We start from the raw sequence: 26,382 nt of genomic DNA, 5'->3' as shown, positions 1-26,382 counted from the left end.
GGTGGTGGTGGTGGTGGTGGCAGGGTAAATCCGAAGAATTTCGGCGGTAGCGAACCCATGAGTAATCTACCGATTACCGACGGTTCCAAGCATTTCAACTACAAGCCAGATGCAAGCAACCCAGGTAAAAAGCCGGACAATATCTGGAGTGGTTTCAGCCAAGGCCCTGACGGCAATTGCGTCACCGTTTCCGCGATAAAGGGAGCGATGATGAAGTTTGGTCAAAAACCTACCGACGTCTTCAAGGATGTGAAGGAGACGGGAGGGGGTTACTACGTAAAAATGCGAGACGGTTTCGAGCTTACTTTATCTAAGGGTGAGTTAAGGCATGCAGCCGCTTACGCGCAGTTCAAGGGCGATAATCCGGGCATGATTACCGACGCAAACTTCATGTATGCCGCGAGCGCCAAGCGGGCTCAAATGGAGGGCAATGGCTACGATGACAACCCCAATGCTGCAAAACAGAGTTTCGCTCATGCGATGCAAAGTTTGAACAATGGCGAAATGGGTTGGGAAGCGCTGGACCGGCTTGGCCTGAAAGACCTCTATAGGCGGTCTTCGAGTTCCGAGCTGGCAAGTGGCAAGCTGGGTGTTGTGGATTATGGCCACCATTCAATGGCGGTGATTGGCGGGCGCATTGAATTGTGGGGTGGGCGCGGTGAAGGGCCCCAGGAAGGCAACGCCTACGCATTCGTGTAGCGCAAAAAAAACCGATAAACCCAAATGCATTCAGGTTTATCGGTTTTTTACATCCCGGGCGTTCAAGCCCGGGACTCACTCAGCTTATTGGCAAGCTTCGCAATCCGGCTCATCAATCGCGCAAGCCTTTGGCACGGGTGCCGGGCCGGCTGGAGCAGCCAGCACCGAATCATCACCGTGGTTGCCGCTGGAAACAGCGTTGAGCTTACCGGTGTTGATGGTCGACTTCTCGGTGCTGGTCGCGGCCAGGGCACGGAGGTAGTAAGTGGTTTTCAGGCCACGGTACCAGGCCATGCGGTAGGTCACGTCGAGCTTCTTGCCCGATGCACCGGCGATGTACAGGTTCAGCGACTGAGCCTGGTCAATCCACTTCTGGCGACGACTGGCGGCGTCGACGATCCACTTGGTGTCCACTTCGAAGGCAGTCGCGTAGAGCTCTTTGAGTTCTTGCGGGATGCGCTCGATCTGCTGCACCGAACCGTCGTAGTACTTCAGGTCGTTGATCATGACCGAGTCCCACAGGCCGCGGGCCTTGAGGTCACGAACCAGGTACGGGTTGATCACGGTGAATTCGCCCGACAGGTTCGATTTCACATACAGGTTCTGGTAGGTCGGTTCGATCGACTGCGACACGCCAGTGATGTTGGCGATGGTGGCGGTCGGTGCGATGGCCATGATGTTGGAGTTACGAATGCCTTTCTGCACACGGGCACGTACCGGCGCCCAGTCCAGGGTTTCGTTCAGGTCAACGTCGATGTACTTCTGGCCACGCTGCTCAATCAGGATCTGTTGCGAATCCAGCGGCAGGATGCCTTTGGACCACAGCGAGCCCTGGAACGTCTCGTAGGCGCCGCGCTCGTCGGCCAGGTCGCAGGAAGCCTGGATCGCGTAGTAGCTGACCGCTTCCATGGACTTGTCGGCGAACTCGACGGCAGCGTCCGAACCGTAAGGAATGTGCTGCAGGTACAGCGCGTCCTGGAAGCCCATGATGCCCAGGCCGACCGGACGGTGCTTGAAGTTGGAGTTCTGCGCCTGTGGCACCGAGTAGTAGTTGATGTCGATAACGTTATCGAGCATGCGAACGGCGGTGTTGACGGTGCGTTCCAGCTTGGCGGTGTCCAGCTTGCCGTTGACGATGTGGTTCGGCAGGTTGATCGAGCCCAGGTTGCAAACGGCGATCTCGTCCTTGTTGGTGTTCAAGGTGATCTCGGTGCACAGGTTCGAGCTGTGGACCACGCCCACGTGCTGCTGCGGGCTGCGCAGGTTGCACGGGTCTTTGAAGGTCAGCCATGGGTGACCGGTTTCAAACAGCATGGACAGCATTTTGCGCCACAGGTCTTTGGCCTGGATGGTCTTGAACAGCTTGATCTTGCCTGGGTACTGGGACAGGGCTTCGTAGTACTCGTAACGCTCTTCGAAGGCCTTGCCGGTCAGGTCGTGCAGGTCCGGCACTTCGGACGGCGAGAACAGGGTCCACGGGCCGTCATCGAAGACGCGCTTCATGAACAGGTCAGGGATCCAGTTGGCGGTGTTCATGTCGTGGGTACGACGACGGTCATCACCGGTGTTCTTGCGCAGCTCGATGAACTCTTCAATGTCCATGTGCCAGGTTTCCAGGTAGGCACATACAGCGCCTTTGCGCTTGCCACCCTGGTTCACGGCTACAGCGGTGTCGTTCACTACTTTGAGGAACGGTACAACGCCTTGGGACTTGCCGTTGGTGCCCTTGATGTAAGAACCCAGTGCACGCACCGGCGTCCAGTCGTTACCCAGGCCGCCGGCGAATTTGGACAGCATGGCGTTGTCGTGGATCGCGTGGTAGATGCCCGACAGGTCATCCGGCACGGTGGTCAGGTAGCAGCTCGACAGCTGTGGACGCAGGGTGCCGGCGTTGAACAGGGTTGGGGTCGACGACATGTAGTCGAAGGACGACAACAGGTTGTAGAACTCAATCGCGCGGTCTTCTTTTTGCTTCTCTTCAATCGCCAGGCCCATGGCCACACGCATGAAGAACACTTGCGGCAATTCGAAGCGGATACCGTCCTTGTGGATGAAGTAACGGTCGTACAGGGTTTGCAGGCCCAGGTAGGTGAACTGCTGGTCGCGCTCGTGGTTGATCGCCTTGCCGAGTTTTTCCAGGTCGAAGGTGGCCAGGATCGGGTTCAGCAATTCGAATTCGATACCCTTGGCGATGTAGGCCGGCAGGGCCTTGGCGTACAGGTCAGCCATTTCGTGGTGGGTGGCGCTGTCGGCCACGCCCAGGAAGCCCAGGCCTTCGGCGCGCAGGGTGTCCATCAGCAGGCGCGCGGTCACGAACGAGTAGTTCGGCTCACGCTCAACCAGGGTACGGGCAGTCATCACCAGGGCGGTGTTGACGTCGGTCAGGGCCACGCCGTCGTACAGGTTCTTCAGGGTTTCGCGCTGGATCAGGTCACCGTCGACTTCTTCCAGGCCTTCGCAGGCCTCGGTGATGATGGTGTTCAGGCGGCCCAGGTCCAGCGGAGCAAAGCTGCCGTCGGCCAGGGTGATGCGGATCGATGGGTGAGCTTGCACGGCCGATTCTTCAGCCGGGGAGCGCACGGCACGTTCCTTGGAACGGGCGTCACGGTAGATCACGTAGTCGCGTGCCACTTTCTGCTCGCCGGCACGCATCAGGGCCAGTTCGACCTGGTCCTGGATTTCTTCGATGTGGATGGTGCCGCCCGACGGCATGCGACGTTTGAAGGTCGCGGTAACCTGTTCGGTCAGGCGGGCAACGGTGTCGTGGATGCGCGACGAGGCAGCAGCGGTGCCGCCTTCAACTGCAAGAAACGCTTTGGTGATGGCGACGGTGATTTTGTCATCGGTATAAGGAACGACAGTGCCGTTACGCTTGATCACACGCAGTTGGCCAGGTGCAGTGGCGGACAGATCCAGGTTCGAATCAGCGGCCTGCGGCACGGAGCCTTGCGGGTTCTCGCGAGTTGTGTCGGTTTGCATGGGGGGTTGTCTCCACATTCTATATTTATTTGGGCACCATCACGGTGCCCACCGTTCCGTCCTGAAGCACTTACAACAGGCCTGGGCCTGGCATAACAACTTCGGGACAGGAGGAAGGGAGCTATTCGCGCCGCTTCCATGCCGAAGTCTTCGGTTCGGGGCTTGAAAGAGCCCTTGGCCGTATTCCTGCCGGGTGACAGTTGCTCGCTGCAAGCACTGCAACACCCGTACCGTTTTCTGCCAATCGGGCTGGAAAACGGTTGCCATCCGCGTGCGCGGTTTGGGCTTTTAAAAAATGCTTTGGTTCAACCAAACAGGAGCAAGAAAGCGCTTGAGTTTCTTGTCTGATTTGTGTTTGGTTTTTTGCTTAAAACCCTACATGTAGGGTTTTTTTAGCGCCGAGGTACAAGATAATGCGTTTTGGGGGGCTTAGCAACGCACTACCTGTGGATAACGCTGTGGGTAAAATGTGTATGAAACGTGGAACACCCGTGTAGGCCGCAGTACTGCTGGATTACGCCGTTTGTCACCGAATATTCCAAGGCAAAAACCGTCTGTTGGTTTTTTGAGGGCGCGAACCCTATCACAAAAAAACGCGATCACCGAATGGATTTCCCGGCTTGTGTTTAAGGGTTGGCCCATGGCTACAATCGGCCTTCATATAGAGGCAGCAGTGTGTTTGCTGCACATGACAATAATGAGAACCGAGGTAGCGCATGGAGCAAGAAGCCTGGCAGATATTGATCGTCGAGGACGACGAGCGACTGGCCGAGTTGACCCGTGATTACCTGGAGAGCAACGGCTTGCAGGTGTCGGTGGAAAGCGACGGCGCCCAGGCGGCGGCGCGCATTGTCGCCGAACAACCGGACCTCGTGATCCTCGACCTGATGCTGCCCGGCGAAGACGGCCTGAGCATCTGCCGCAAAGTCCGCGAGCGCTATGACGGCGTGATCCTGATGCTCACCGCCCGCACCGATGACATGGACCAGGTGCAGGGCCTGGACATGGGCGCCGACGACTACGTGTGCAAACCCGTGCGCCCGCGCTTGTTGCTGGCGCGTATCCAGGCATTGTTGCGGCGCAGCGAGCCGGCACTACCCGCCGCCGTGGAAAGCCAGCGGCGCCTGCAATTCGGCCCGCTGGTGGTGGACAACGCCCTGCGCGAAGCCTGGCTGCATGAGGGCGGCATCGAGCTGACCAGTGCCGAGTTCGACCTGCTGTGGCTGCTGGTGGCGAATGCCGGGCGTATCCTGTCCCGCGAAGAAATCTTTATTGCCTTGCGCGGGATTGGCTACGACGGCCAGGACCGCTCTATTGATGTGCGCATCTCGCGTATTCGACCCAAGATTGGCGACGACCCGATTCACCCGCGTCTGATCAAAACCATTCGCAGCAAAGGCTACTTGTTCGTCCCCGAAGCTGCCGCCGACATGCCGCTGTGAACTCGATCTTCCTGCGCATCTACGGCGGCATGTGCGCGGCGCTGATCCTGGTGGCGTTGCTTGGCGTGCTGGCCCTGCACCTGCTCAATGAAGTGCGCAGCGGCCAGTACCGTGAGCGCCTGGCCCACGGCACCTTTGCGCTGATGGGCGACAACCTGCAACCGATGAGCGCGATCGAGCGCCAGCGCGCCCTGGCGGTGTGGGAGCGCTTGCTCGGCATTCCCCTGGAACTGCGTCCGTTGGCGGACGCGCAGTTGGACCTGACCCAGCGCAACCGCCTGCAACGCGGCCAGGTGCTGGTGGAGCAGACCGGCCCGCATGCCGCGCGCGTGCTGCGCCTGGTCAGTGAACAGTCGCAGCTTGTGCTCACCGGTGAAGTGCAGCAGATCAGCGAGCAGCTGGCGCGTGCGACGATTTACCTGTTGGCTGACGAACTGGTGCGTTTCCCGGTGGCCGAGCAGCCGCAACGCCTGGCGGACATAAAAGAGGCCAAGGGCTTTGGTTTTGAGATGCACCTGATGACGCTGGATCAGGCGGATATGGATGATGACCAGCGCCGCCGGGTTGCGGAAGGCGACACGGTGATGGCCCTGGGCAAGGGCGGCGACTCCATCCGCGTATTCGCCGGCATGGTCGGCACGCCGTGGGTGCTGGAAATCGGCCCCTTGTATCAAATGAACCCGTACCCGCCGCAGTGGCTGATCCTGATCGCGTTGATCAGCCTCACGCTGATCGGTTTGATCGTCTATTTATTGGTGCGCCAGCTTGAGCGCCGCCTCAAAGGCCTGGAGGCGGCGGCCACGCGCATTGCCAAAGGCAACCTGGAAGTGCGCGTACCGGCCCGTGGCGCCGATTCGGTGGGGCGTTTGGCCGCTGCCTTTAATGGCATGGCCGAGCACTTGCAACAATTGCTGGCGATCCAGCGCGAGCTGGTGCGCGCCGTCTCCCACGAATTGCGCACCCCGGTGGCGCGCCTGCGTTTCGGCCTGGAGATGATCGGCGACGCCGCCACCCCAGAGGCGCGGCGTAAATATATGGACGGCATGGACAGCGATATCCAGGACCTCGACGGCCTGGTCGACGAAATGCTCACCTACGCCCGCCTGGAGCAAGGCGCGCCGGAACTGAATTTCCAGCGGGTAGACCTCAGCGCCTTGCTCGATCAGGTGATCGGCGAATTATCGCCACTGCGCCCGCAGGTCAGTGTTGCCCGTGGCATCTGCCTGTCTTCGGCACACTGGGACGATGCCTGGGTCGACGCCGAGCCGCGCTACTTGCACCGCGCCCTGCAAAATCTGGTGGGCAATGCCATGCGCCATGCCCAGGGCCGGGTGCTGATCAGCTATCAAGTGGGGCAGGTGCGTTGCCGCATCGATGTGGAAGATGACGGGCCGGGGGTGCCGGAAAGCGCCTGGGAGCGGATTTTCACGCCATTTTTGCGTCTGGACGATAGTCGCACGCGAGCTTCAGGCGGGCATGGCCTGGGTTTGTCGATTGTGCGGCGGATTATCTATTGGCACGGCGGGCGGGCGTTGATCAGCAAGAGCAACAACCTGGGCGGGGCGTGTTTCAGCTTGAGTTGGCCCAGGGATCAGGACAAGACTTAAGACCGCTATCGCAGGCAAGCCAGCTCCCACATTTTGGATGTATTCGCACATCAAAGGTGGGAGCCGGGCTTGCCCGCGATAGCGATCTATCAGGCGCCGACAGCCACCAGACTCAACAACTGCTCCCCCTCCACCGCAAACTGCCCCTCCAATTCAGTGCCATAACACCACTCAGCAGACAGCTCCGTCAGCAACCGCAACCGCACATGGCCTGCCTGGGACCACTCAAGCACCTCGGCGTGCTCAAAGTAGAAACGCTTGTGCACAATCGGATACAGCGCTTTGAACAGGCTCTCCTTGACCGAAAACGTCAGCGTCACCAGCAGGGCATTCTGCTCGCGCGGCCCCAGTGACATGCGCTGCAATTCGTCGGCGGTCAGAATCTCTCCAGCCAAACGTTCCGCTCGCTCCCGTGACAGCACATTTTCGAGGTCCATCCCCAGCCCGCGCCATTGCGCCTTGTGCCCGACAATGGCCGCTGCATGCCCGGTGCTATGGGTGATGGAGCCGCTGATATGCCCAGGCCACACCGGCGCACGGTCGTCACCGATGGCCGGTACGCAATCGAGCTGATCAAGCTGTTGCAACGCCGCCCGTGCGCACAGGCGACCGGCAAGGAACTCCGCCTGGCGTTTGGCCACCGAGCGCTGGATGCTGGCCGGAGGCGGCACGGCGCTGCGCTGGAAGTCATCGGCGAGCAACAAGGCCGGGTCGAATCGCGTGCTCAAGAACACCGTGCCCGGCAGCGGGATGGGCAGTGGCCAATGGGCATCGAGCGGGGTGCAACAAGCGGGTAGAGGCGTCATGCGCGGTATTTTGCGTCAGTTGGCGCGCCGGTGGATAGTCCGTAACGGTTCAGGCCTGGTTCAGAGCCCGTTCAGGGGGAGTTCAGGGGCGCCTGCGTAGTCTGGCTTCAACAGCCAAAACGCGTAGAGGTAAGCCCCATGACTGCGATCAAAAAGCTGATTCTGGCCTTGAGCATGCTCGGCGCCACTGCCGGGGTTCAGGCTTCGGACGGTGCGTTTGCCGCTTTCGGCAGCGAGAAAACCAGGAAATCCAGCAACCTGATCCAGCGTGTGAGCTTCGAAGAGGTGGCTGGCCAGGCGGCGCCGTGGGGCCAGTCTTTGGGCATGACCACGCCGCAACCGGCCTACCGCCCCGGCTACGAACACCTGACGGGCCAATACAATGGCATTAAACTGCGCCCGCAAGACTTGCAGGGCCGCTATGATATCCCCCTGTCGGACAGTTGAATCGCCTTGGAGAGCCTTATGAAATTGCTGGTCGTGGAAGATGAGGCGCTGCTGCGTCATCACCTGTTCACCCGCCTGACCGACAGCGGCCACGTGGTCGAAGCCGTGGCCAATGCCGAGGAAGCCCTTTACCAGACCGGCCAATTCAACCATGACCTGGCGATTATCGACCTGGGCCTGCCCGGCATGGGCGGCCTGGACCTGATCCGCCAACTGCGCAGCCAGGCCAAGACTTTCCCGATCCTGATCCTCACCGCGCGCGGCAACTGGCAAGACAAGGTCGAAGGCCTGGCTGCCGGTGCCGACGATTACGTGGTCAAGCCGTTCCAGTTCGAAGAGCTGGAGGCGCGCATGAACGCCTTGCTGCGCCGCTCCAGCGGGTTCACCCAGTCGACCATCGTCGCCGGGCCTTTGCTGCTCGACCTCAATCGCAAGCAGGCGTCGCTGGATGAGCAACCGTTGGCGCTGACGGCCTATGAGTACCGGATTCTCGAATACCTGATGCGTCACCATCAGCAGGTGGTCGCCAAAGACCGCTTGATGGAACAGCTCTACCCTGATGACGACGAGCGGGATCCGAACGTGATCGAAGTGTTGGTGGGTCGCCTGCGCCGCAAGCTGGAAGGCCCGGCCGGGTTCAAACCGATCGACACCGTGCGTGGCCTGGGCTACCTGTTCAATGAGCGCTGCCGTTGATTCGCTCGCTACGTGTGCGCTTGATGCTCGCGGCCACCACCCTGGCCGTGCTGTTTATGCTGGGCTTGTTGCCCGCCATGCAAGGCGCGTTCAGCCTGGCGCTGCAGGATTCCATCGAGCAGCGCCTGGCCTCGGATGTCACCACGCTGATTTCCGCCGCGCGGGTCGAAAACAACCGCCTGCTGATGCCGGCGCAGTTGCCGGACGAACGCTTCAACCTCACTGACAGTCGCCTGCTCGGTTACATCTACGACCGTGAGGGGCATCTGGTGTGGCGCTCGCGGGCGACCCAGGAAGAAAACATCAACTACAAGCCGCGCTACGACGGGCGCGGTAATGAGTTTGCGCGGATTCGCGAAGCCAATGGCCAGGAGTTTTTCGTGTACGACGTCGAGGTCAAGCTGCTGGGCGGCAAGAGCGCGGCGTTCAGTATCGTGGCGCTGCAACCGGTGCGTGAATACCAACTGACCCTCGAAGGCCTGCAGGAAAACCTCTACCTGGGCTTCGGCGCGGCCTTGCTCGTATTGTTGACGCTGTTGTGGCTGGGCCTGACCTGGGGCCTGCAAGCGTTGCGGCGCTTGAGCCAGGAGCTAGACCAGATCGAAGGCGGCACCCGCGAAAGCCTCACCGAGGAACACCCACGCGAACTGTTGCGCCTGACTGGCTCGCTCAACCGTTTGCTCCACAGCGAACGCGAGCAACGGGCGCGCTACCGCGATTCCCTCGACGACCTGGCCCACAGCCTGAAAACCCCGCTGGCGGTGTTGCAGGGCGTGAGCGAAGACATGGCCCAGCGCCCGGAAGAACGCGGCCAGGCCTGGGTGCTGCAATCGCAGATCGAACGCATGAGCCAGCAGATCGGCTACCAATTGCAGCGCGCCAGCCTGCGAAAAAGCGGCCTGGTGCGGCACCAGGTGCGCCTGGAACCGGTGTTGCAAAGCCTGTGCGACACGTTGGACAAGGTTTACCGCGACAAGCGCGTGACCGTGACCTTTGAATTGCCGCCCGAGTGTGACGTGCCGATCGAGAAGGGCGCACTGCTCGAAATGCTCGGCAACCTGCTGGAAAACGCCTATCGCCTGTGCCTGAGTGAAGTGCGCATCAGCCTGACGGAGAACCTTGAAGGCACTGAGCTGTGCATCGAAGATGACGGCCCTGGCGTACCGCCCGATCAGCGTGCGCGGATTCTGCAAAGGGGCGAGCGGCTGGACCGCCAGCATCCGGGGCAGGGCATTGGCCTGGCGGTGGTCAAGGACATCATTGAAAGCTACAGCGCGCGGTTGACCCTTGGGGATTCGCCTTTGGGTGGCGCGGCGTTCAAGATTCACTTTCCGGCGGCGTGATCTTTATAGGCCGTGCCGGCCTCATCGCAGCATAGGTATCTACACAACCGATTAACACGAAGTCTGTGGCAGGTGGGCTGTTGTGGCGAGCAGGCTTGTCGAATCGTCGCACCGCCTGCGTTGGGCTGCGAAGCAGACCCAAATCCAGACGCTGAGTTTTTTCAGGAAAATTGCAGTGTTTTTACTGGGGCCGCTTCGCAGCCCAACGCAGGGCAAGCCTGCTCGCCACAGGAGAAATAGGCTGCTTTTAAAAGTTGCGTAGATCGCAGGCAAGCCAGCTCTCACCTTTTTGATTGTGTGAACTCGATCAAAGGTGGGAGCCGGGCTTGCCCGCGAGAGGCCCGCCCAAGCACTGCACCTCTAACTCTCCTGTGCCCGGTAAGCCCCCGGCGTCAATCCGGTCCACTTCTTGAACGCCCGATGAAACGCCGACGGCTCAGAAAACCCCAACTGCTCGGCAATTTCCTGTAACGACAAATCCGCCCGCCCCAAGTGGTAAATGGCGATGTCCCGCCGCAACTCATCCTTGAGCGCCTGAAAACTGGTGCCTTCCTCACGCAAATGCCGGCGCAGGGTTTGCGGGCTGATGTGCAGGTGCTGGGCGACGGCCTCCAGGTCCGGCCAGGGCGTGCGGTCGCGGCTGAGCAAGCGGCGCAGCTGGCTGCTTAAACTGTCGCCCTCATCCGGTCGCGACAACAGGTCAGCGGGCGAGCGCTCGAGAAAGTGCTTGAGGGTGCGCTCGTCCTGCAACAACGGCAGGCTCAGGTAACGGGCGGGAAACACCAGGCTGCTGTTCGGCGCGCCAAATACCTGAGGGCAGGGGAACAGCAGGTCATATTCGCCCGCATGGGCCGGCATCGGATAGCTGAACGTGGCTTGCTGTAGCCGGATGCGCTGGCCGATCAACCAGCTGCCCAGGCGATGCCAGATCACCAGCAGGCACTCGCTGAGAAAGTGGTCAGGGTCCCACAGCTGCGAATCGTCCAGGCTCAAGCGGGCCAAATCGCCTTCTCTGGTCAGCTGCCAGCGCGGACCCTGCGGGAATAGGCTATAAAATAATAAGCCGCGTTCCAGAGCCTTCTCCAGGGTGCGGCAGTGAATCAGCGCGTGGCACATCATGGCGAAGGTGCCGCGCTTGCTCGGGCCTTCGGCAAACCCCAGGTATTCGTCGTCCAGCCCCAGCCACAGCATTTGCAACAGCCGGGTAAATTGCTCGGGGGCGATGCGGGCGCGGGGTTCGCTCAGCAGTTCCGGGGTAATGCCCACTTGCAGCAGCAGGCCCGAATAGTCGTAACCCGCGCGGCGCGCACCGCCCAGAGCGGCGCGGGCGTAGTGACTGGCGATGGTACGTTCACGCATGTGAGGGCCTCGTCCATGGAGTGGCGGATGTTAGCCATCACCGGGTGGGGCGACAAGGCGGATATCCGCCAAATTGTAGGACGAGAGGGGATGAGTGGGCGGAATTCCGCCACCTCACCGACGGCGTCGATGGCGTGGCCATGGACCTCGGCCCTGATGTCTAAAGGCCTTCAGACAGTTTGAGCAAAGTGGCACGGCGTTTGCGATAAGGATTACAGCGCAGGTTTATTCCTACAGACCTCGCAAACAACAAATCCCTCCAGTGCAGGAGGGTTCGCAATTCAAGTGTCGTGGGCAATGGCGGATCTTTGTCACACGGTGCGATTGAGGAACTTTGCAATGACGACTCGTCAGCCAATCTACAAATCCCTGTATTTCCAGGTGATCGTCGCAATCGTTATCGGTATTTTGCTCGGTCACTTCTACCCGCAGACCGGTGTGGCCCTCAAGCCACTGGGTGACGGCTTTATCAAGCTGATCAAAATGGTCATTGCCCCGATCATCTTCTGCACCGTTGTCAGCGGCATCGCTGGCATGCAAAGCATGAAATCGGTGGGCAAAACCGGCGGCTACGCGCTGCTGTACTTCGAAGTTGTTTCCACCATTGCCCTGCTGATTGGCCTGATCGTCGTCAACGTTGTGCAACCGGGCGCCGGCATGCACATCGACGTGGCGACCCTGGACGCCTCTAAAGTCGCGGCCTACGTGACCGCTGGTGCAGACCAGAGCGTGGTTGGCTTTATCCTCAATGTGATCCCGAACACCATCGTCGGTGCCTTCGCCAACGGCGACATCCTGCAAGTGCTGATGTTCTCGGTGATCTTCGGTTTTGCCCTGCATCGCCTGGGTGCCTACGGCAAGCCAGTGCTGGACTTTATCGATCGCTTCGCCCACGTGATGTTCAACATCATCAACATGATCATGAAGCTCGCGCCAATCGGTGCCCTGGGCGCCATGGCGTTCACCATCGGTGCCTACGGCGTAGGTTCCCTGGTGCAGTTGGGCCAACTGATGATCTGCTTCTACATCACCTGCATCCTGTTCGTGGTCGTGGTGCTGGGCGCCATCTGCCGTGCGCACGGTTTCAGCGTGTTGAAGCTGGTTCGCTACATCCGTGAAGAGCTGCTGATCGTTCTGGGTACTTCCTCCTCCGAATCCGCACTGCCACGCATGCTGATCAAGATGGAGCGTCTGGGCGCGAAGAAATCCGTAGTAGGCCTGGTGATCCCGACCGGCTACTCCTTCAACCTCGACGGTACGTCGATCTACCTGACCATGGCTGCCGTGTTCATCGCCCAGGCGACTGACACCCACATGGACATCACCCACCAGATCACCTTGCTGCTGGTGCTGCTGCTGTCCTCCAAAGGCGCTGCAGGCGTGACCGGTTCGGGCTTCATCGTGCTGGCTGCGACCCTGTCGGCCGTAGGCCACCTGCCGGTTGCCGGCCTGGCGCTGATCCTGGGTATCGACCGCTTCATGTCCGAAGCCCGCGCACTGACCAATCTGGTCGGTAACGCCGTTGCCACCATCGTTGTGGCTAAGTGGGTTAAAGAGCTGGACACCGACAAGCTGCACAGCGAGCTGGCGTCCGGCGGCACCGGTATCTCCGACACCCGCCCGGAAGATGACCTGGGCGTGGCTGAAGGCCCTGCTCCTGCTATCAAGTAAAAAATTGCCCAAGGTGTGAACAACACCCAAAGCCTGCAAACGCCCCGACTGGTTCGGGGCGTTTGCGTTTCTGGCGTGGCGCTTTGGGTTTTGCTTGCTTTACAGTAAGTGAATACTTCATTCGCCGTAGGAGACCTGATGGACAGTGTGGATCTGAATGTCCTGCGCAGCGTGCTCGAATGGCGCCGTGCCGGGCACCGAGTAGTTTTGTACAGCGTGGTCCAGACCTGGGGCAGCGCCCCACGCCCGCCGGGGGCGATGTTGGCCTTGCGTGGCGATGGCGTGGTGATCGGCTCCGTGTCGGGTGGTTGCATCGAGGACGACTTGATCGCGCGCTTGCAGGATGGCCGCTTGCCGGAGGATGGCCCGCCGGTGCAGTTGGTGACCTACGGAGTCACCCGCGATGAGGCGGCGCGTTTCGGCCTGCCGTGCGGCGGCACGTTGCGCCTGACTGAGGAACGCGTGGATGAATTTGGCTGGGTCTCGCAGCTGCTGGCGCGCTGCGAAGACCATCAGATCGTCGCGCGTGAACTGGACCTGAGCAGTGGCACGGTGACCTTGAGCGGCGCGGCCAAGACCGACGTCGTGACCTTTGATGGCGAGCGCCTGCGGGCTATCTACGGCCCGCGTTGGCGTTTGCTGCTGATCGGCGCCGGGCAGCTGTCGCGCTACGTGGCTGAAATGGCGCGCCTGCTGGATTTCGAAGTGCTGATCTGCGACCCGCGCGAAGAATTCGTCTACGGCTGGGAAGAGCAGCATGGCCGCTTTGTGCCCGGCATGCCGGATGAGGCGGTGCTGAATATCCAGACGGATGAGCGCACGGCCATCGTCTGCCTGACGCACGACCCTCGATTGGACGATATGGCGCTGCTGACGGCGCTGAACTCATCGGCGTTCTACATTGGCGCCCTCGGTTCGCGGGTCAATACGCAGAAGCGCCGGGAAACGCTGGCGGCGCTGGGGTTGTCGGCGGAGGCGATCGCGCGTCTGCATGGGCCGATCGGTCTGCATATCGGTAGTCATACGCCGGCCGAAATTGCTCTGTCATTGATGGCGGAAATTGTCGCGATCAAGAATGGCGTGGCACCGATGCAGAAGAAACCGTTGCCAGTGGAGGCTGAGTAATGGTGACGGCGATTGTGCTGGCGGCGGGGCAGGGCAGTCGCTTTCGCGCTGCGGCCGGAGCTGATCAAGACAAGCTGCTGGCTGATTGCATCGGGCTTGACGGCGTAACGCGGCCAGTGATTGAGCAGGTGTTGATGAGTTTGCCAGGGCGCGTTGTAAGGCGTTGGCTGGTCACTTCGCCGGACCGCCTGGCCGTTATTCGCTTGGCCAAGGCGTATGGCTGTGAAGTCTTGCTGCTCGAATCGGCCGGTATGGGTGACAGCATCGCGGCGGCTGTCGCAGCCAGTGGTGAGACCGATGGCTGGTTGGTGGTGTTGGGGGATATGCCGTTTATTCAGCCGTCGACCATTGAGCGGGTGGTTGATGCGGTCCAGGACGATGGCATCAGTGTGCCGGTGCAGGCGGGTAAATACGGGCATCCGGTGGCTTTTGGCCGGGCGCTTGGGCCGCGAATGATGGCATTGAGCGGTGATCGTGGCGCAAAGCCGTTATTCGCCCAGGCGAGTGTGCAGGAGGTGCGAGTGGAAGATCCCGGTGTGCTGTGGGATGTGGACCTGCCGCAAGCATTGAGTTTCAGCGCGGACTAACTGTGGGAGCGGGCTTGCCCGCGATGCAGGCACCTCGGTGTGTCAGACACGCTGCGGTGATGCTATCGCAGGCAAGCCAGCTCCCACCTTTGATCTCCACAAGGCAAAAGTTGAACGCCCATAAAAAAGCCCCGCCTGATCACTCAGGCGGGGCTTTTTAGTAGCGGATGGAATCAGACGAGGGGTTTAGGCTCGTGCTCTGTTTCCAAGGCCTTGTGCTCAACCGGGGCTGGAGCCTCGATCGCTTCGGCAGCCGGTGCGGCAGCGGCTGCAGCAGCGGCGGCTTCAGCTTCCTTGCGGCGACGACGCACTTCACGTGGGTCGTTCGGCGCACGGCCGTTTTCGGTCAGGGCGCTGGCAGGCGCGGCTTCAACCACGGGCGCTGCGACTTCGGCAACCACTGGCGCTTCAACCACGGGTGCAGGCTCAACGACTGGGGCGGGCTCGGCAACCACTTCGGCAACCGGTGCAGGCGCTTCTTCCACCACAGGAGCAGGTGCTGGCGCTTCAACCGGTGCAGCTGGTTCGGCAGTCCACTGGAAGGCGGTCTGTTCTTCGCGAACTTCACGCACTGCCGGGGCGGCTTCCTCGACAACCGGCGCTTCAACGACGGCTTCAACCACTGGCTGAGGCTCGACTACCGGTGCAGGCTCGACAGCAGTCACTTCGACTTCTGGTTGAACGTCGCGCACTGGCGAGGCAACTTCCACTTCCGGAACCACTGGGGCTTCGATCGGGGCAGTGGCTTCGACGACTGGCGCTTCAACAACCGGAGCTTCAACCACTGGCGTCTCGGCAACCGGTGCTTCTGCAGCAGCCGTTTCTTCAACAGCAGCGGTAGCGCGTTCAGCTTGCTCATGCGCCTGGGCTTCAGCCGGTGCGCTGATCACGGTGCTGGCAACTGCGGCGGTCACAGCCAGGCCGGCAGCCAGTTCGGCGCCCGTCGGTTCTGCGGTTGCAGCTTCGCCGTTCTCGCCGGTCTCTTCCGAGCCTTCGATCACATTGCCGTTGGCATCACGCTGACGCTCACGGCGGTTGCTGCGGCGACGCTGGCCACGGGAGCGGCGGCGTGGACGATCGCCTTCGGCGTTGTCCTGACCGTCTTCCTGCAGTTGCTCTTCACCGGTCAGCACTTCTTCTTCGCTGGTGGCAGCGGCTTGCTCGGCACGTGGTTGACGCTCTTCACGCGGTGGGCGCGGCTGGCGCTCTTCACGTGGGGCGCGTTCTTCACGCGGCTGGCGAGCCGGGCGTTCTTCGCTGGCAGCTTCGGCAGCGACGGCAGCTACCGCTGGTGCGGCGTCCAGCGGCTCGCGCAGTTCACGCACACGTTCTTCACGCTCGCCACGTGGCTTGCGGTCTTCACGTGGGGCGCGTGGAGTACGTGGCGCGCGCTCTTCGCGCGGTGCACGTTCTTCACGGGCTACAGTCGGGGTCTCTTCACGGGCTTCGCGAGGTGCACGCTCTTCACGTGGTGCGCGTTCTTCACGCGGTGCACGTTCTTCGCGGGGCTTGCGCTCTTCGTCACGGCGACCGTTGCGGTTACGGCTCTGTTGACGGCCGTTGCGACGTTCTTCGTTGCGGGCCGGGCGCTCGGTGGCCGGTTTTTCAACCACAACCGGCGCAGCAGGCTCTTCTTTACTGGCGAACAGGCTGACCAGTGACTTCACCAGGCCTTTGAACAGGCTTGGCTCAGGCATGGCGGCCGGCGCGGCAACCGGTGCAGCCACTTCGGTCGGTACCGGAGCGTTGGCACGTGCCGGTGCGGTCTTAACGGCCGCTTCCTGGCGAACCAGGGTGCGGGTCGCGGCGGCTGGCTGGACTTCTTCCACTTCGGCAGCGGCAGCAGCGATTTCGTAGCTGGACTGGCCGCTGTGGGCTTCCGGGCTGTCATCACGCAGGCGTTGCACTTCGAAGTGCGGCGTCTCGAGGTGATCGTTCGGCAGGATGACGATGCGGGCACGGGTGCGCAGTTCGATCTTGGTGATCGAGTTGCGTTTTTCGTTAAGCAGGAAAGCGGCCACCGGGATCGGCACTTGCGCGCGAACTTCGGCGGTGCGGTCTTTCAGGGCTTCTTCTTCGATCAGGCGCAGGATCGCCAGCGACAGCGATTCAACGTCACGGATGATGCCGGTGCCGTTGCAACGCGGGCAGACGATGCCGCTGCTCTCGCCCAGGGAGGGACGCAGGCGCTGACGGGACATTTCCAGCAGGCCGAAGCGCGAGATACGGCCGACCTGTACGCGGGCACGGTCAGCTTCCAGGCATTCGCGGACTTTTTCTTCCACGGCGCGCTGGTTCTTGGCTGGGGTCATGTCGATGAAGTCGATCACGATCAGGCCGCCGATGTCACGCAGGCGCAACTGGCGGGCGATTTCTTCAGCCGCTTCCAGGTTGGTCTGCAGGGCGGTTTCTTCGATGTCGCTGCCTTTGGTGGCGCGCGCCGAGTTGATGTCGATGGACACCAGGGCTTCGGTCGGGTCGATCACGATGGAGCCGCCGGAAGGCAGTTCGACCACGCGCTGGAAGGCGGTCTCGATCTGGCTTTCGATCTGGAAACGGTTGAACAGCGGAACGCTGTCTTCGTACAGCTTGATCTTGCTGGCGTACTGCGGCATCACCTGGCGAATGAAGGTCAGGGCTTCGTCCTGGGCTTCAACGCTGTCGATCAGCACTTCGCCGATGTCCTGGCGCAGGTAATCGCGGATGGCGCGGATGATCACGTTGCTTTCCTGATAGATCAGGAACGGCGCGGAACGATCCAGGGAGGCTTCTTTGATGGCGGTCCAGAGTTGCAGCAGGTAGTCGAGGTCCCACTGCATTTCTTCGCTGCTGCGGCCCAGGCCTGCAGTGCGCACGATCAGGCCCATGTCGGCAGGAGCAATCAAGCCGTTCAGCGCTTCACGCAGTTCGTTGCGTTCTTCGCCTTCGATGCGACGGGAAATGCCGCCGGCACGTGGGTTGTTCGGCATCAGCACCAGGTAACGGCCGGCCAGGGAGATGAAGGTGGTCAGGGCAGCGCCCTTGTTGCCACGTTCTTCTTTTTCGACCTGAACGATGACTTCCTGGCCTTCGCTCAGGACGTCCTTGATGTTCACGCGGCCTTCGGGGGCTTTCTTGAAGTATTCGCGGGAGATTTCTTTGAGGGGCAGGAAGCCGTGGCGCTCGGAGCCGAAATCGACAAAGGCAGCCTCAAGGCTTGGTTCGATGCGAGTAATACGGCCTTTATAGATGTTGGCCTTCTTTTGCTCGCGTGCACCGGATTCGATGTCCAGGTCATAGAGGCGTTGGCCATCTACCAGTGCAACACGCAACTCTTCGGGTTGAGTTGCGTTAATCAGCATTCTTTTCATGTTGTACCGTCGGTTTCCGGGCTGCCGGAAACGGCGTTCGGCACACACGACTTCTCACGGTCGGTGTCAGGTGCGTCAAGAGTGGTTGGCCACTCCAGTGTCCAGCAATAACGAGCCAATTGGGCCGGTATCGCGACGGACGCGTCCTGCTTGTTAGCGGTGGTGACAAAGGCACCACTTCAACAAAAGCTAAGGTCAGGAGGAGGAATCAACCGGCGACTGTGGACGAGATGAAGCGTCTTATAAGCCTAATGCTACACGGTCCGACGGTTGTGCATCTCCACCCTACACGTATCCCTGATAATTCGGGTGCTGCCGCGCGCAGAATCCGCAGCGGGTTGGCATTTACCGTGTACTCCAATGGGGAGTCCACGCTCATGGCTAAACAAGACTAGGTGTGGGCGACTGCGCTCTCACTCAGCTCTTAACAGGCGTTGTTTCCGAAGCATTCGCCGTGGTCTGGCTCAAGACTGACTGCACTTTGTGAACTGGCCGTAAATATCGGCGCAGAACGCGAGTATTCACTCTGCTTTCTGCACTCGCTTCAGGCCTCATGTCACCTGCGCTTGTTACAATCCTGAGCCTTCCAGGGTGGCAAAAGCCCCGTAGGACGGCCTCGCGTCCTGATGAATTGCGATGGTCAGGGCCGGCAGTTTGCCGCAAGTCCTCTGTCCAGGCCGCTTTTGGCGGCGTTCGCGACTATAGCAGCAATGATTAAGTGCTTCAATTCCATAAAAAATTGTTATCATCGCCGCCATGACGAATACCGCCCCCCAGACCCCCAGCGTCCAGCTGCTCGAGGTCTCGCCGGAATATGCCGGCCAACGCATCGACAATTTTCTCCTGGCCAGGCTCAAAGGCGTGCCCAAGACCTTGATTTACCGCATCTTGCGTAAAGGTGAAGTGCGCGTGAACAAAGGCCGGATCAAGCCCGAGTACAAGCTGCAGGCGGGCGATATCGTTCGTGTGCCGCCGGTGCGCGTGCCTGAGCGTGACGAGCCGGTGCCGTTGGCCCAGGGCCTGTTGCAGCGCCTGGAAGCGTCGATTGTCTTCGAAGACAACAAGCTGATCGTGATCAACAAGCCTTGCGGCATTGCGGTTCACGGCGGCAGTGGCCTGACGTTCGGGGTGATCGAAGCCTTTCGTCAGTTGCGACCCGATGCCAAGGAGCTGGAACTGGTCCACCGCCTGGACCGCGACACCTCCGGCCTGCTGATGATCGCCAAAAAACGCAGCATGTTGCGTCACCTGCACACCGCCTTGCGTGGCGATGGCGTGGACAAGCGCTACATGGCATTGGTGCGTGGTAACTGGGCCAGCTCCATCAAGAGCGTGCGTGCGCCGCTGCAGAAGAGCAACCTGCGCTCCGGCGAGCGCATGGTCGAAGTGGACGAGGAGGGCAAAGAAGCCCTGACCCTGTTCAAGGTGCTGCGCCGCTTCGGTGACTTCGCCACGATGGTCGAGGCCAAGCCGGTGACCGGGCGTACCCACCAGATTCGCGTGCACACCCTGCACGCGGGCCACTGCATCGCCGGTGACACCAAGTACGGCGATGAGGATTTCTCCAGGGAAATTCGTGACCTGGGCGGCAAGCGCCTGTTCCTGCACGCCTACATGCTCACCGTACCGCTGCCCGATGGCGGCGAGCTGAAGTTGCAGGCGCCGGTCGATGAGATGTGGGCCAAGACCGTGGAGCGTTTGAGTGTCGCACCCTGACTACAAGCTGCTGATTTTTGATTGGGACGGCACGCTGTGCAATTCCATTGGGCGCATCGTCGACTCAATGCACGCGGCGTCGACCCGTTCGGGTTTCGAGTTATGCACTGATCTGGCGGTAAAAGGCATTATCGGCCTGGGCCTGCCCGAGGCGATCCGTACCTTGTACCCCCGGATCAGCGATGCGCAGCTGGTGACCTTTCGTGATCATTACGCTGATCACTACATCGCGCTGGAGGCCACGCCTTCGCCGCTGTTTGACGGCGTAAGGCAATCCCTAGAAGCGTTTCGCGCCGAGGGTTATCACTTGGCCGTGGCCACCGGCAAGGCCCGTCGCGGGCTGGATCGGGTGCTCAAGGCTCACGGGTTTGAAGATTATTTCAGTATCACCCGTGCAGCGGATGAAACCGCCAGCAAACCTCACCCTCTGATGCTGGAGCAGATCCTGGCGCATTGCGGCGTAGCGCCGCGTCAGGCGTTGATGGTGGGTGACGCTTCCTTCGACCTGATGATGGCACGCAATGCTGGCATGGACAGCGTGGCGGTCAGCTACGGTGCTCAGGCAGCCGAAGCCTTGCAGGCATACGAGCCCAGGCTGACGATTGATCATTTTTCTGAACTGCAAGCCTGGCTCAGCCGGGCCTGATAAGTCTTTGCTGGGGTTAATGGCATGAGTGACGAGTGGAAAGCGCCCGAAAAGGCCGAAAGCGGTGATGATAAAAGCTGGAAGTTGTTGGAGAAGACCCTGCTGGCCAGTGTTCAGGAACAGCGCCGTGCACGGCGTTGGGGGATTTTCTTCAAGCTGCTGACGTTTATCTGGCTTATCGCCATGCTGGCGTTGTTCAGCCCGCTGATGGACATGGAAAAAAGCGCCACCCGTGGCAACAACTACACCGCCTTAATCGACGTGAACGGGGTGATTGCCGATAAGGAGTCCGCCAGCGCCGACAATATCGTCGGCGGCCTGCGTGCAGCCTTCGAAGATCCCAAGGTCAAGGGCGTGATCCTGCGCATCAACAGCCCAGGCGGTAGCCCTGTGCAGTCTGGCTATGTGTATGACGAGATTCGCCGCCTGCGCGGGCTGCACCCGGACATCAAACTGTACGCGGTGATTTCCGATCTGGGCGCCTCGGGTGCCTATTACATCGCCAGCGCCGCTGACCAGATCTATGCCGACAAGGCCAGCCTCGTCGGTTCCATTGGTGTGACAGCGGCCGGTTACGGCTTTGTCGGCACCATGGAGAAGTTGGGGGTGGAGCGTCGCACCTACACCTCGGGTGAGCACAAGTCTTTCCTGGACCCGTTCCAGCCACAAAAGGCCGATGAAACCCAGTTCTGGCAGGGCGTGCTCGACACCACCCATCGTCAGTTCATTGCCAGCGTGAAGCAGGGGCGCGGCGATCGTCTGAAAGACAAAGACCATCCGGAGCTGTTCTCCGGCCTGGTGTGGTCCGGTGAGCAAGCGTTGCCATTGGGTTTGATCGATGGCTTGGGCAGTGCCAGTTCGGTGGCGCGCGATGTGATTGGTGAGAAGGAGCTGGTGGACTTCACTGTTCAGGAATCGCCGTTTGATCGCTTCTCCAAGAAACTCGGCGCCAGTGTGGCGCAGAAGCTGGCCTACTACATGGGCTTCCAGGGCCCGACGCTGCGCTGAAATATCAGCTTCGTCGTAGTTCAAAATGTGGGAGCGGGCTTGCCCGCGATAGCGCTGGGTCAGTCGACATTGAAAGTGACTGGCCCACCGCTATCGCAGGCAAGCCAGCTCCCACAGTGGTTTTGGGGTGGGCCTAGGGGATTTGCACGCCTTCAGCCAGGAGCATGTCCACCAGTCGAATCAGCGGCAGGCCGATCAGGCTGGTCGCATCCGGCCCTTCGGTACTCTGAAACAGGCTCACACCCAGCCCTTCGGCCTTGAAGCTGCCTGCGCAGTCATAAGGCTGTTCCACACGCAAATAACGCTCGATGCGTTCTACATTCAGTTCGCGCATCTGCACGGTAAACGGCACGCAATCTACCTGGCAGTGGCCCGTCTCACTGTTGAGCAGCGCCAGGCCAGTTAAAAAACTCACGCGTTTGCCGCTGGCTGCCAGCAATTGCTCGCGGGCGTTTTCAAAGGTATGAGGTTTGCCGATAATGCGGCCATCGAGCGCGGCCACCTGATCCGAGCCGATAATCAGGTGCCCTGGATGACTGGCGGCGAGGGCGCGGGCTTTCTCTTGCGCCAGGCGCTTGACCAGCTCAATGGCCGATTCATTTGCGCGATGGCTTTCGTCGATATCCGGCGAGCTGCAGATGAACGGTAGGTGCAGGCGGGCCAGCAATTCCCGGCGATAAACCGAGCTGGAAGCGAGTAATAAAGGCAGCATGGGTGTCTCCTCGAGGCAGCCGCCGATTCTAGCGGGGCGACCAGCTGACGCACAGGGCTGAATTTCCTTTGACATGGCTGGGTGCATCCCTATAATGCTGCGCCTATGTTGAATGACCCGATTCCACCTCACGTTGACCCGCGCAAATTGGCTGATCGTGGCACCACCCTTCAAGGTGAAGTGCTGCTGGCCGATTTGGAGAGACTCTGCGACCCGCTTTCCGACACTGTCGGTACGGTGCAGGCTAAATTCGTTTTTGAACGAGATGAACGTAAGTCTGTGGTAATCCACAGCTTTATCGACACCGAAGTCAAAATGGTTTGCCAGCGTTGTCTTGAGCTGGTCACCCTGCCGATCCACAGCGAATGCAGTTATGCTGTGGTGAAAGAGGGTGCGAATACCCAGTCGTTGCCGAAAGGTTATGACGTGCTGGAACTGGGCGAAGATCCTTTGGATCTGCATGCACTGATCGAGGAGGAGCTTTTGCTCGCCTTGCCCATTGTGCCTGCTCATCATCCGGAAGAATGCCAGCAGCCGGAGGGCCTTGATGACGAGGCCGAGCCGAGCGAGGACGAGGTAACGCGGTCCAACCCGTTCAGTGTATTGGCGCAGTTAAAGCGTGACCCAAACGTTTAGGAGTTAATCAATTATGGCTGTTCAGCAGAACAAAAAATCCCGCTCTGCCCGTGACATGCGTCGTTCGCACGATGCCCTGACGGCAAGCACTCTGTCCGTAGAAAAAACCACCGGTGAAGTTCACCTGCGTCACCACGTATCGCCAGAAGGCGTATACCGTGGCCGTAAAGTGATCGACAAGGGCGCTGACGAGTAATCACTTGTCTGCTCAAGTCATCGCGATTGACGCAATGGGCGGGGACTTCGGTCCCCGCAGCATTGTTCAGGCCTGCATTGCCAGCCTGTCCGCTACGCCCTCGCTGCACCTGACCCTCGTCGGTCAACATTCCCTACTTGAAGAACTGATTGCCAGCCATCCGGCGGTGGATCGCGCGCGCCTGACAGTTACTGCGGCCAGCGAAACCATCAGCATGGATGAAAAGCCCGCGGCGGCCTTGCGTGGCAAGCCCGACTCTTCAATGCGGGTGGCCCTTGAGTTGTTGCGTGATGGCAAGGTGCAAGCCTGTGTCAGTGCCGGCAATACCGGGGCGTTGATGGCGTTGTCGCGGCATGTGCTCAAGACGCTGCCGGGGATTGATCGGCCAGCGATGGTGGCGGCGATTCCGACGCAGAAAGGCTATTGCCAGCTGCTGGACCTGGGTGCAAACGTCGATTGCAGTGCCGAGCACCTGCTCCAGTTCGCGGTGATGGGCTCGGTGGCCGCTGAGGCGTTGGGTGTGGTCCGGCCACGTGTGGCGTTACTCAATATCGGCACCGAGGACATCAAGGGCAATCAGCAGGTCAAGCTGGCTGCGACTTTGTTGCAGGGCGCACGGGGCTTGAACTATATCGGTTTTGTCGAAGGTGACGGCTTGTACCGAGGCGAGGCGGATGTAGTGGTGTGCGACGGTTTTGTCGGCAATATCCTGCTTAAGTCCAGCGAAGGCCTGGCGACCATGATTGCCACGCGTATCGAGGCCTTGTTCAAGCAGAACCTGGCCTCACGCATGGTCGGCGCGCTGGCGTTACCGTTGATGCGCCGCCTGCAGGCCGACCTGGCACCGGCACGGCATAATGGCGCGAGTTTTCTGGGGCTGCAGGGCATTGTGGTAAAAAGCCACGGCTCTGCAGGTGTGCAGGGCTTTCAAAGTGCGATTGCGCGGGCATTGATCGAGATCCAGGAAAACCTGCCGCAACGCTTGCACGGGCGTCTTGAGGATCTGTTGCCTTAGGCGAATCGGCCCGGGAGTGCTTAAATGTGACCGGCCAGTTCAATTGACCATCCAATCTGTCAGTTTCGTTCGCGCCCACCTTCGGTGCGAGCATTTTTGACGACCAGATCATTAGGGGCTTGTTACATGTCTACATCCCTCGCATTCGTCTTTCCAGGGCAGGGTTCGCAGTCCCTCGGTATGTTGGCCGAGCTGGGCGCGCAACATCCACTGATCCTGGAAACCTTCAAGGAAGCTTCCGATGCCCTGGGTTACGACCTGTGGGCACTGACCCAGCAAGGGCCGGAAGAGCAACTCAATCAAACCGATAAAACCCAGCCGGCGATACTGACCGCCTCGATCGCCCTGTGGCGCTTGTGGCTGGCCGAAGGCGGTGCGCACCCGGCCTACGTCGCCGGTCACAGCCTGGGCGAGTACAGCGCCTTGGTGGCCGCCGGCAGCCTGACCCTCTCTGAAGCGGTCAAGCTGGTCGAGCGTCGTGGTCAGCTGATGCAAGAAGCTGTTCCGGCCGGGCAGGGCGGCATGGCCGCTATCCTCGGCCTGGAAGACGCTGTAGTGATCGAAGCCTGTGCCGAAGCGGCCCAGGGCGAAGTGGTCAGCGCGGTGAACTTCAACTCCCCTGGCCAGGTGGTCATCGCTGGCGCCAAGGCCGCTGTCGAGCGCGCCATTGAAGGCTGCAAGGCCCGTGGTGCCAAGCGCGCCTTGCCGTTGCCGGTGAGCGTGCCGTCCCACTGCGAGCTGATGCGCCCGGCTGCCGAGCGTTTTGCCGAGTCCATCGCCGCCATCAATTGGCAAGCGCCGCAGATCCCGCTGGTGCAGAACGTCAGTGCGGCCGTTGCCGCCGACCTCGACACCCTCAAGCGCGACCTGCTGGAGCAGCTTTACAAGCCGGTACGCTGGGTTGAGTCGGTACAGACCCTGGCTGCCAATGGTGCCACTGAGTTGGTCGAGTGCGGCCCGGGCAAAGTCCTGGCCGGCCTGAACAAGCGCTGCGCCGATGGCGTGTCGACTGCCAACCTCAATACCCCGGATGCCTTCGCTGCCGCGCGCGCGGCACTGGCCTGAAACCCTTTAGGAGAAGCCTGCATGAGTCTGCAAGGTAAAGTTGCACTGGTTACTGGCGCAAGCCGTGGCATTGGCCAGGCGATCGCCCTGGAACTGGGCCGTCAAGGCGCCGTTGTGATCGGCACCGCCACTTCCGCTTCGGGCGCTGAGCGTATTGCTGCCACCTTGAAGGAAAACGGCGTACAGGGCACCGGTCTTGAGCTGAATGTGACCAGCGACGAGTCTGTTGCTGCTGTGCTGGCTGAAATCACTGCACAGTTCGGCGCACCGGCTATTCTGGTGAACAACGCCGGTATCACCCGTGACAACCTGATGATGCGCATGAAAGACGACGAGTGGTACGACGTGGTCGATACCAACTTGAACAGTCTGTTTCGCCTGTCCAAGGGCGTTTTGCGCGGCATGACCAAGGCGCGTTGGGGCCGAATTATCAATATTGGCTCCGTAGTGGGTGCCATGGGCAACGCAGGCCAAGTAAACTATGCCGCGGCCAAGGCCGGTCTGGAAGGTTTCAGCCGTGCATTGGCCCGTGAAGTCGGTTCGCGTTCGATTACGGTCAACTCGGTGGCCCCAGGGTTCATCGACACCGATATGACCCGCGAACTGCCGGAAGCTCAGCGTGAAGCTTTGCTGACCCAGATTCCGCTGGGCCGTCTGGGCCAGGCTCAAGAGATCGCAAATGTGGTCACTTTCCTGGCATCCGACGGTGCGGCATACGTGACTGGGGCTACAATCCCGGTGAACGGCGGGATGTACATGAGTTAAATTGTGACGGATCGCTTCAAAAAAATGTCATACGAGCTGTCTAAAATCCGTTATAAAGCTGCAACTTAATTTATAGGCAGGTGGTCGGTCGGGTACGAGGGTGAAGCTTTCAGTTGAAAAGCTGAAAAGGCTTTCTATACACTTACCCACTGGCCAGCTGCCTGAATTTGTCCATTAGGAGTTAAACAAGGTATGAGCACCATCGAAGAGCGCGTCAAGAAAATCGTTGCCGAGCAACTGGGCGTTAAAGAAGAAGAAGTGACCAACTCCGCTTCCTTCGTTGAAGACCTGGGTGCCGATTCCCTTGACACCGTTGAGCTGGTGATGGCTCTGGAAGAGGAATTCGAGACCGAAATCCCGGACGAAGAAGCTGAAAAAATCACTACTGTTCAAGCTGCTATCGACTACGTTACTGCCCACCAGGCGTAATAGTTTGTAGTCGTCGCTTGCTGTCAGGGAAAAACCGCACTGCTGTAACGGCGTGCGGTTTTTTCTTTAAGCGGTGATGAAAA

Annotated in this window: 22 protein-coding genes and 1 pseudogene; 18 read left to right on the top strand and 5 right to left on the bottom strand. The window is 60.3% G+C overall.

Annotation, left to right across the window (positions count from 1 at the left end):
• Nucleotides 1–699: pseudogene (locus tag GIW48_RS14050) on the top strand (hypothetical protein); the annotation flags it as partial.
• A gap of 84 nt (nt 700–783) precedes the next feature.
• Here GIW48_RS14050 and GIW48_RS14045 read toward each other — a convergent pair.
• On the bottom strand, nt 784–3,678 hold the full coding sequence (locus GIW48_RS14045) for a ribonucleoside-diphosphate reductase subunit alpha (RefSeq protein WP_099548171.1): 2,895 nt from the start codon (nt 3,676–3,678) through the stop codon (nt 784–786).
• A gap of 716 nt (nt 3,679–4,394) precedes the next feature.
• Here GIW48_RS14045 and GIW48_RS14040 point away from each other — a divergent pair.
• Nucleotides 4,395–5,120, top strand: coding sequence for a response regulator (locus tag GIW48_RS14040; protein WP_017138381.1), 726 nt, complete (start codon nt 4,395–4,397; stop codon nt 5,118–5,120).
• The gene (locus tag GIW48_RS14035; RefSeq protein ID WP_017138380.1) at nt 5,117–6,727 is read left to right on the top strand and encodes an ATP-binding protein; all 1,611 of its coding nucleotides are present in this window, start codon (nt 5,117–5,119) and stop codon (nt 6,725–6,727) included. Before GIW48_RS14040 ends, GIW48_RS14035 begins: the two co-directional genes overlap by 4 nt.
• Before the next feature lie 89 nt (nt 6,728–6,816).
• Here the strand turns inward: GIW48_RS14035 and GIW48_RS14030 are convergent, their stop codons facing one another.
• Nucleotides 6,817–7,533 carry a 4'-phosphopantetheinyl transferase family protein gene (locus GIW48_RS14030; protein ID WP_017138379.1) on the bottom strand — a complete coding sequence of 239 codons (717 nt, stop codon included), beginning with the start codon at nt 7,531–7,533 and terminating at the stop codon, nt 6,817–6,819.
• Between the two features lie 138 nt (nt 7,534–7,671).
• Here GIW48_RS14030 and GIW48_RS14025 point away from each other — a divergent pair, with 138 nt between their 5' ends.
• The 3 genes from GIW48_RS14025 to GIW48_RS14015 are packed head-to-tail and all read left to right on the top strand — an operon-like array spanning nt 7,672 to nt 10,019.
• Entirely contained in the window at nt 7,672–7,980 is a 309-nt protein-coding gene (locus GIW48_RS14025; protein WP_236460480.1) for a hypothetical protein, read from the top strand.
• 18 nt (nt 7,981–7,998) lie between these two features.
• A complete protein-coding gene (locus GIW48_RS14020; protein WP_017138377.1) occupies nt 7,999–8,676 on the top strand; it encodes a response regulator in 678 nt (225 codons plus the stop codon).
• On the top strand, nt 8,673–10,019 hold the full coding sequence (locus GIW48_RS14015; RefSeq protein WP_058420767.1) for an ATP-binding protein: 1,347 nt from the start codon (nt 8,673–8,675) through the stop codon (nt 10,017–10,019). Before GIW48_RS14020 ends, GIW48_RS14015 begins: the two co-directional genes overlap by 4 nt.
• Before the next feature lie 360 nt (nt 10,020–10,379).
• Here GIW48_RS14015 and GIW48_RS14010 read toward each other — a convergent pair whose 3' ends face one another.
• A complete protein-coding gene (locus GIW48_RS14010; RefSeq protein ID WP_017138375.1) occupies nt 10,380–11,378 on the bottom strand; it encodes an AraC family transcriptional regulator in 999 nt (332 codons plus the stop codon).
• A gap of 339 nt (nt 11,379–11,717) precedes the next feature.
• On the opposite strand from GIW48_RS14010, the gene GIW48_RS14005 reads away from it, so the two are divergent.
• The 3 genes from GIW48_RS14005 (at nt 11,718) to GIW48_RS13995 (ending at nt 14,761) form a co-directional block, all read left to right on the top strand.
• Nucleotides 11,718–13,049 carry a dicarboxylate/amino acid:cation symporter gene (locus GIW48_RS14005; protein WP_017138374.1) on the top strand — a complete coding sequence of 444 codons (1,332 nt, stop codon included), beginning with the start codon at nt 11,718–11,720 and terminating at the stop codon, nt 13,047–13,049.
• Nucleotides 13,050–13,187: 138 nt separating this feature from the next.
• A complete protein-coding gene (locus GIW48_RS14000) occupies nt 13,188–14,174 on the top strand; it encodes an XdhC family protein (protein WP_017138373.1) in 987 nt (328 codons plus the stop codon).
• Nucleotides 14,174–14,761, top strand: coding sequence for a nucleotidyltransferase family protein (locus tag GIW48_RS13995; protein WP_169985040.1), 588 nt, complete (start codon nt 14,174–14,176; stop codon nt 14,759–14,761). The genes GIW48_RS14000 and GIW48_RS13995 overlap by 1 nt, the downstream gene beginning before the upstream one ends.
• A gap of 173 nt (nt 14,762–14,934) precedes the next feature.
• Here GIW48_RS13995 and rne read toward each other — a convergent pair whose 3' ends face one another.
• Complete coding sequence (gene rne / locus GIW48_RS13990) at nt 14,935–18,111, bottom strand: ribonuclease E (RefSeq protein WP_236460482.1); 3,177 nt, start codon at nt 18,109–18,111, stop codon at nt 14,935–14,937.
• A 756-nt stretch (nt 18,112–18,867) separates the two neighbouring features.
• Here rne and rluC point away from each other — a divergent pair.
• The 3 genes from rluC to GIW48_RS13975 are packed head-to-tail and all read left to right on the top strand — an operon-like array spanning nt 18,868 to nt 21,481.
• Nucleotides 18,868–19,827, top strand: coding sequence for a 23S rRNA pseudouridine(955/2504/2580) synthase RluC (gene rluC / locus GIW48_RS13985; RefSeq protein ID WP_169985036.1), 960 nt, complete (start codon nt 18,868–18,870; stop codon nt 19,825–19,827).
• Entirely contained in the window at nt 19,814–20,473 is a 660-nt protein-coding gene (locus GIW48_RS13980) for an HAD-IA family hydrolase (protein ID WP_017138370.1), read from the top strand. Before rluC ends, GIW48_RS13980 begins: the two co-directional genes overlap by 14 nt.
• A 24-nt stretch (nt 20,474–20,497) precedes the next feature.
• Nucleotides 20,498–21,481, top strand: a complete 984-nt coding sequence (locus GIW48_RS13975) for a S49 family peptidase (RefSeq protein WP_017138369.1) — start codon at nt 20,498–20,500, stop codon at nt 21,479–21,481.
• Between the two features lie 133 nt (nt 21,482–21,614).
• On the opposite strand, the gene GIW48_RS13970 is transcribed toward GIW48_RS13975, so the two are convergent.
• On the bottom strand, nt 21,615–22,193 hold the full coding sequence (locus GIW48_RS13970; protein ID WP_138449123.1) for a Maf family protein: 579 nt from the start codon (nt 22,191–22,193) through the stop codon (nt 21,615–21,617).
• Between the two features lie 105 nt (nt 22,194–22,298).
• Between GIW48_RS13970 and GIW48_RS13965 the strand changes: the two genes are divergently transcribed.
• From GIW48_RS13965 to acpP, 6 genes are all read left to right on the top strand, one after another.
• The gene (locus GIW48_RS13965; RefSeq protein WP_005790551.1) at nt 22,299–22,829 is read left to right on the top strand and encodes a YceD family protein; all 531 of its coding nucleotides are present in this window, start codon (nt 22,299–22,301) and stop codon (nt 22,827–22,829) included.
• Between the two features lie 13 nt (nt 22,830–22,842).
• A complete protein-coding gene (gene rpmF / locus GIW48_RS13960; protein WP_004371305.1) occupies nt 22,843–23,025 on the top strand; it encodes a 50S ribosomal protein L32 in 183 nt (60 codons plus the stop codon).
• A 4-nt stretch (nt 23,026–23,029) separates the two neighbouring features.
• Complete coding sequence (gene plsX, locus GIW48_RS13955; protein WP_017138367.1) at nt 23,030–24,040, top strand: phosphate acyltransferase PlsX; 1,011 nt, start codon at nt 23,030–23,032, stop codon at nt 24,038–24,040.
• 126 nt (nt 24,041–24,166) lie between these two features.
• On the top strand, nt 24,167–25,105 hold the full coding sequence (gene fabD, locus GIW48_RS13950; RefSeq protein ID WP_236460484.1) for an ACP S-malonyltransferase: 939 nt from the start codon (nt 24,167–24,169) through the stop codon (nt 25,103–25,105).
• Nucleotides 25,106–25,126: 21 nt separating this feature from the next.
• A complete protein-coding gene (fabG, locus tag GIW48_RS13945; RefSeq protein ID WP_015885432.1) occupies nt 25,127–25,870 on the top strand; it encodes a 3-oxoacyl-ACP reductase FabG in 744 nt (247 codons plus the stop codon).
• A 192-nt stretch (nt 25,871–26,062) separates the two neighbouring features.
• Complete coding sequence (acpP, locus tag GIW48_RS13940; protein ID WP_016973676.1) at nt 26,063–26,299, top strand: acyl carrier protein; 237 nt, start codon at nt 26,063–26,065, stop codon at nt 26,297–26,299.
• The last annotated feature ends 83 nt before the right edge of the window (nt 26,300–26,382 follow it).

Origin of the sequence: Pseudomonas sp. PA-6-3C (genome assembly GCF_021605825.1) — a bacterium.
Lineage (GTDB): Bacteria > Pseudomonadota > Gammaproteobacteria > Pseudomonadales > Pseudomonadaceae > Aquipseudomonas > Aquipseudomonas edaphica.
Note: the sequence above shows the minus strand (reverse complement) of the source record. Positions and strands in the feature narration are given on the sequence as shown.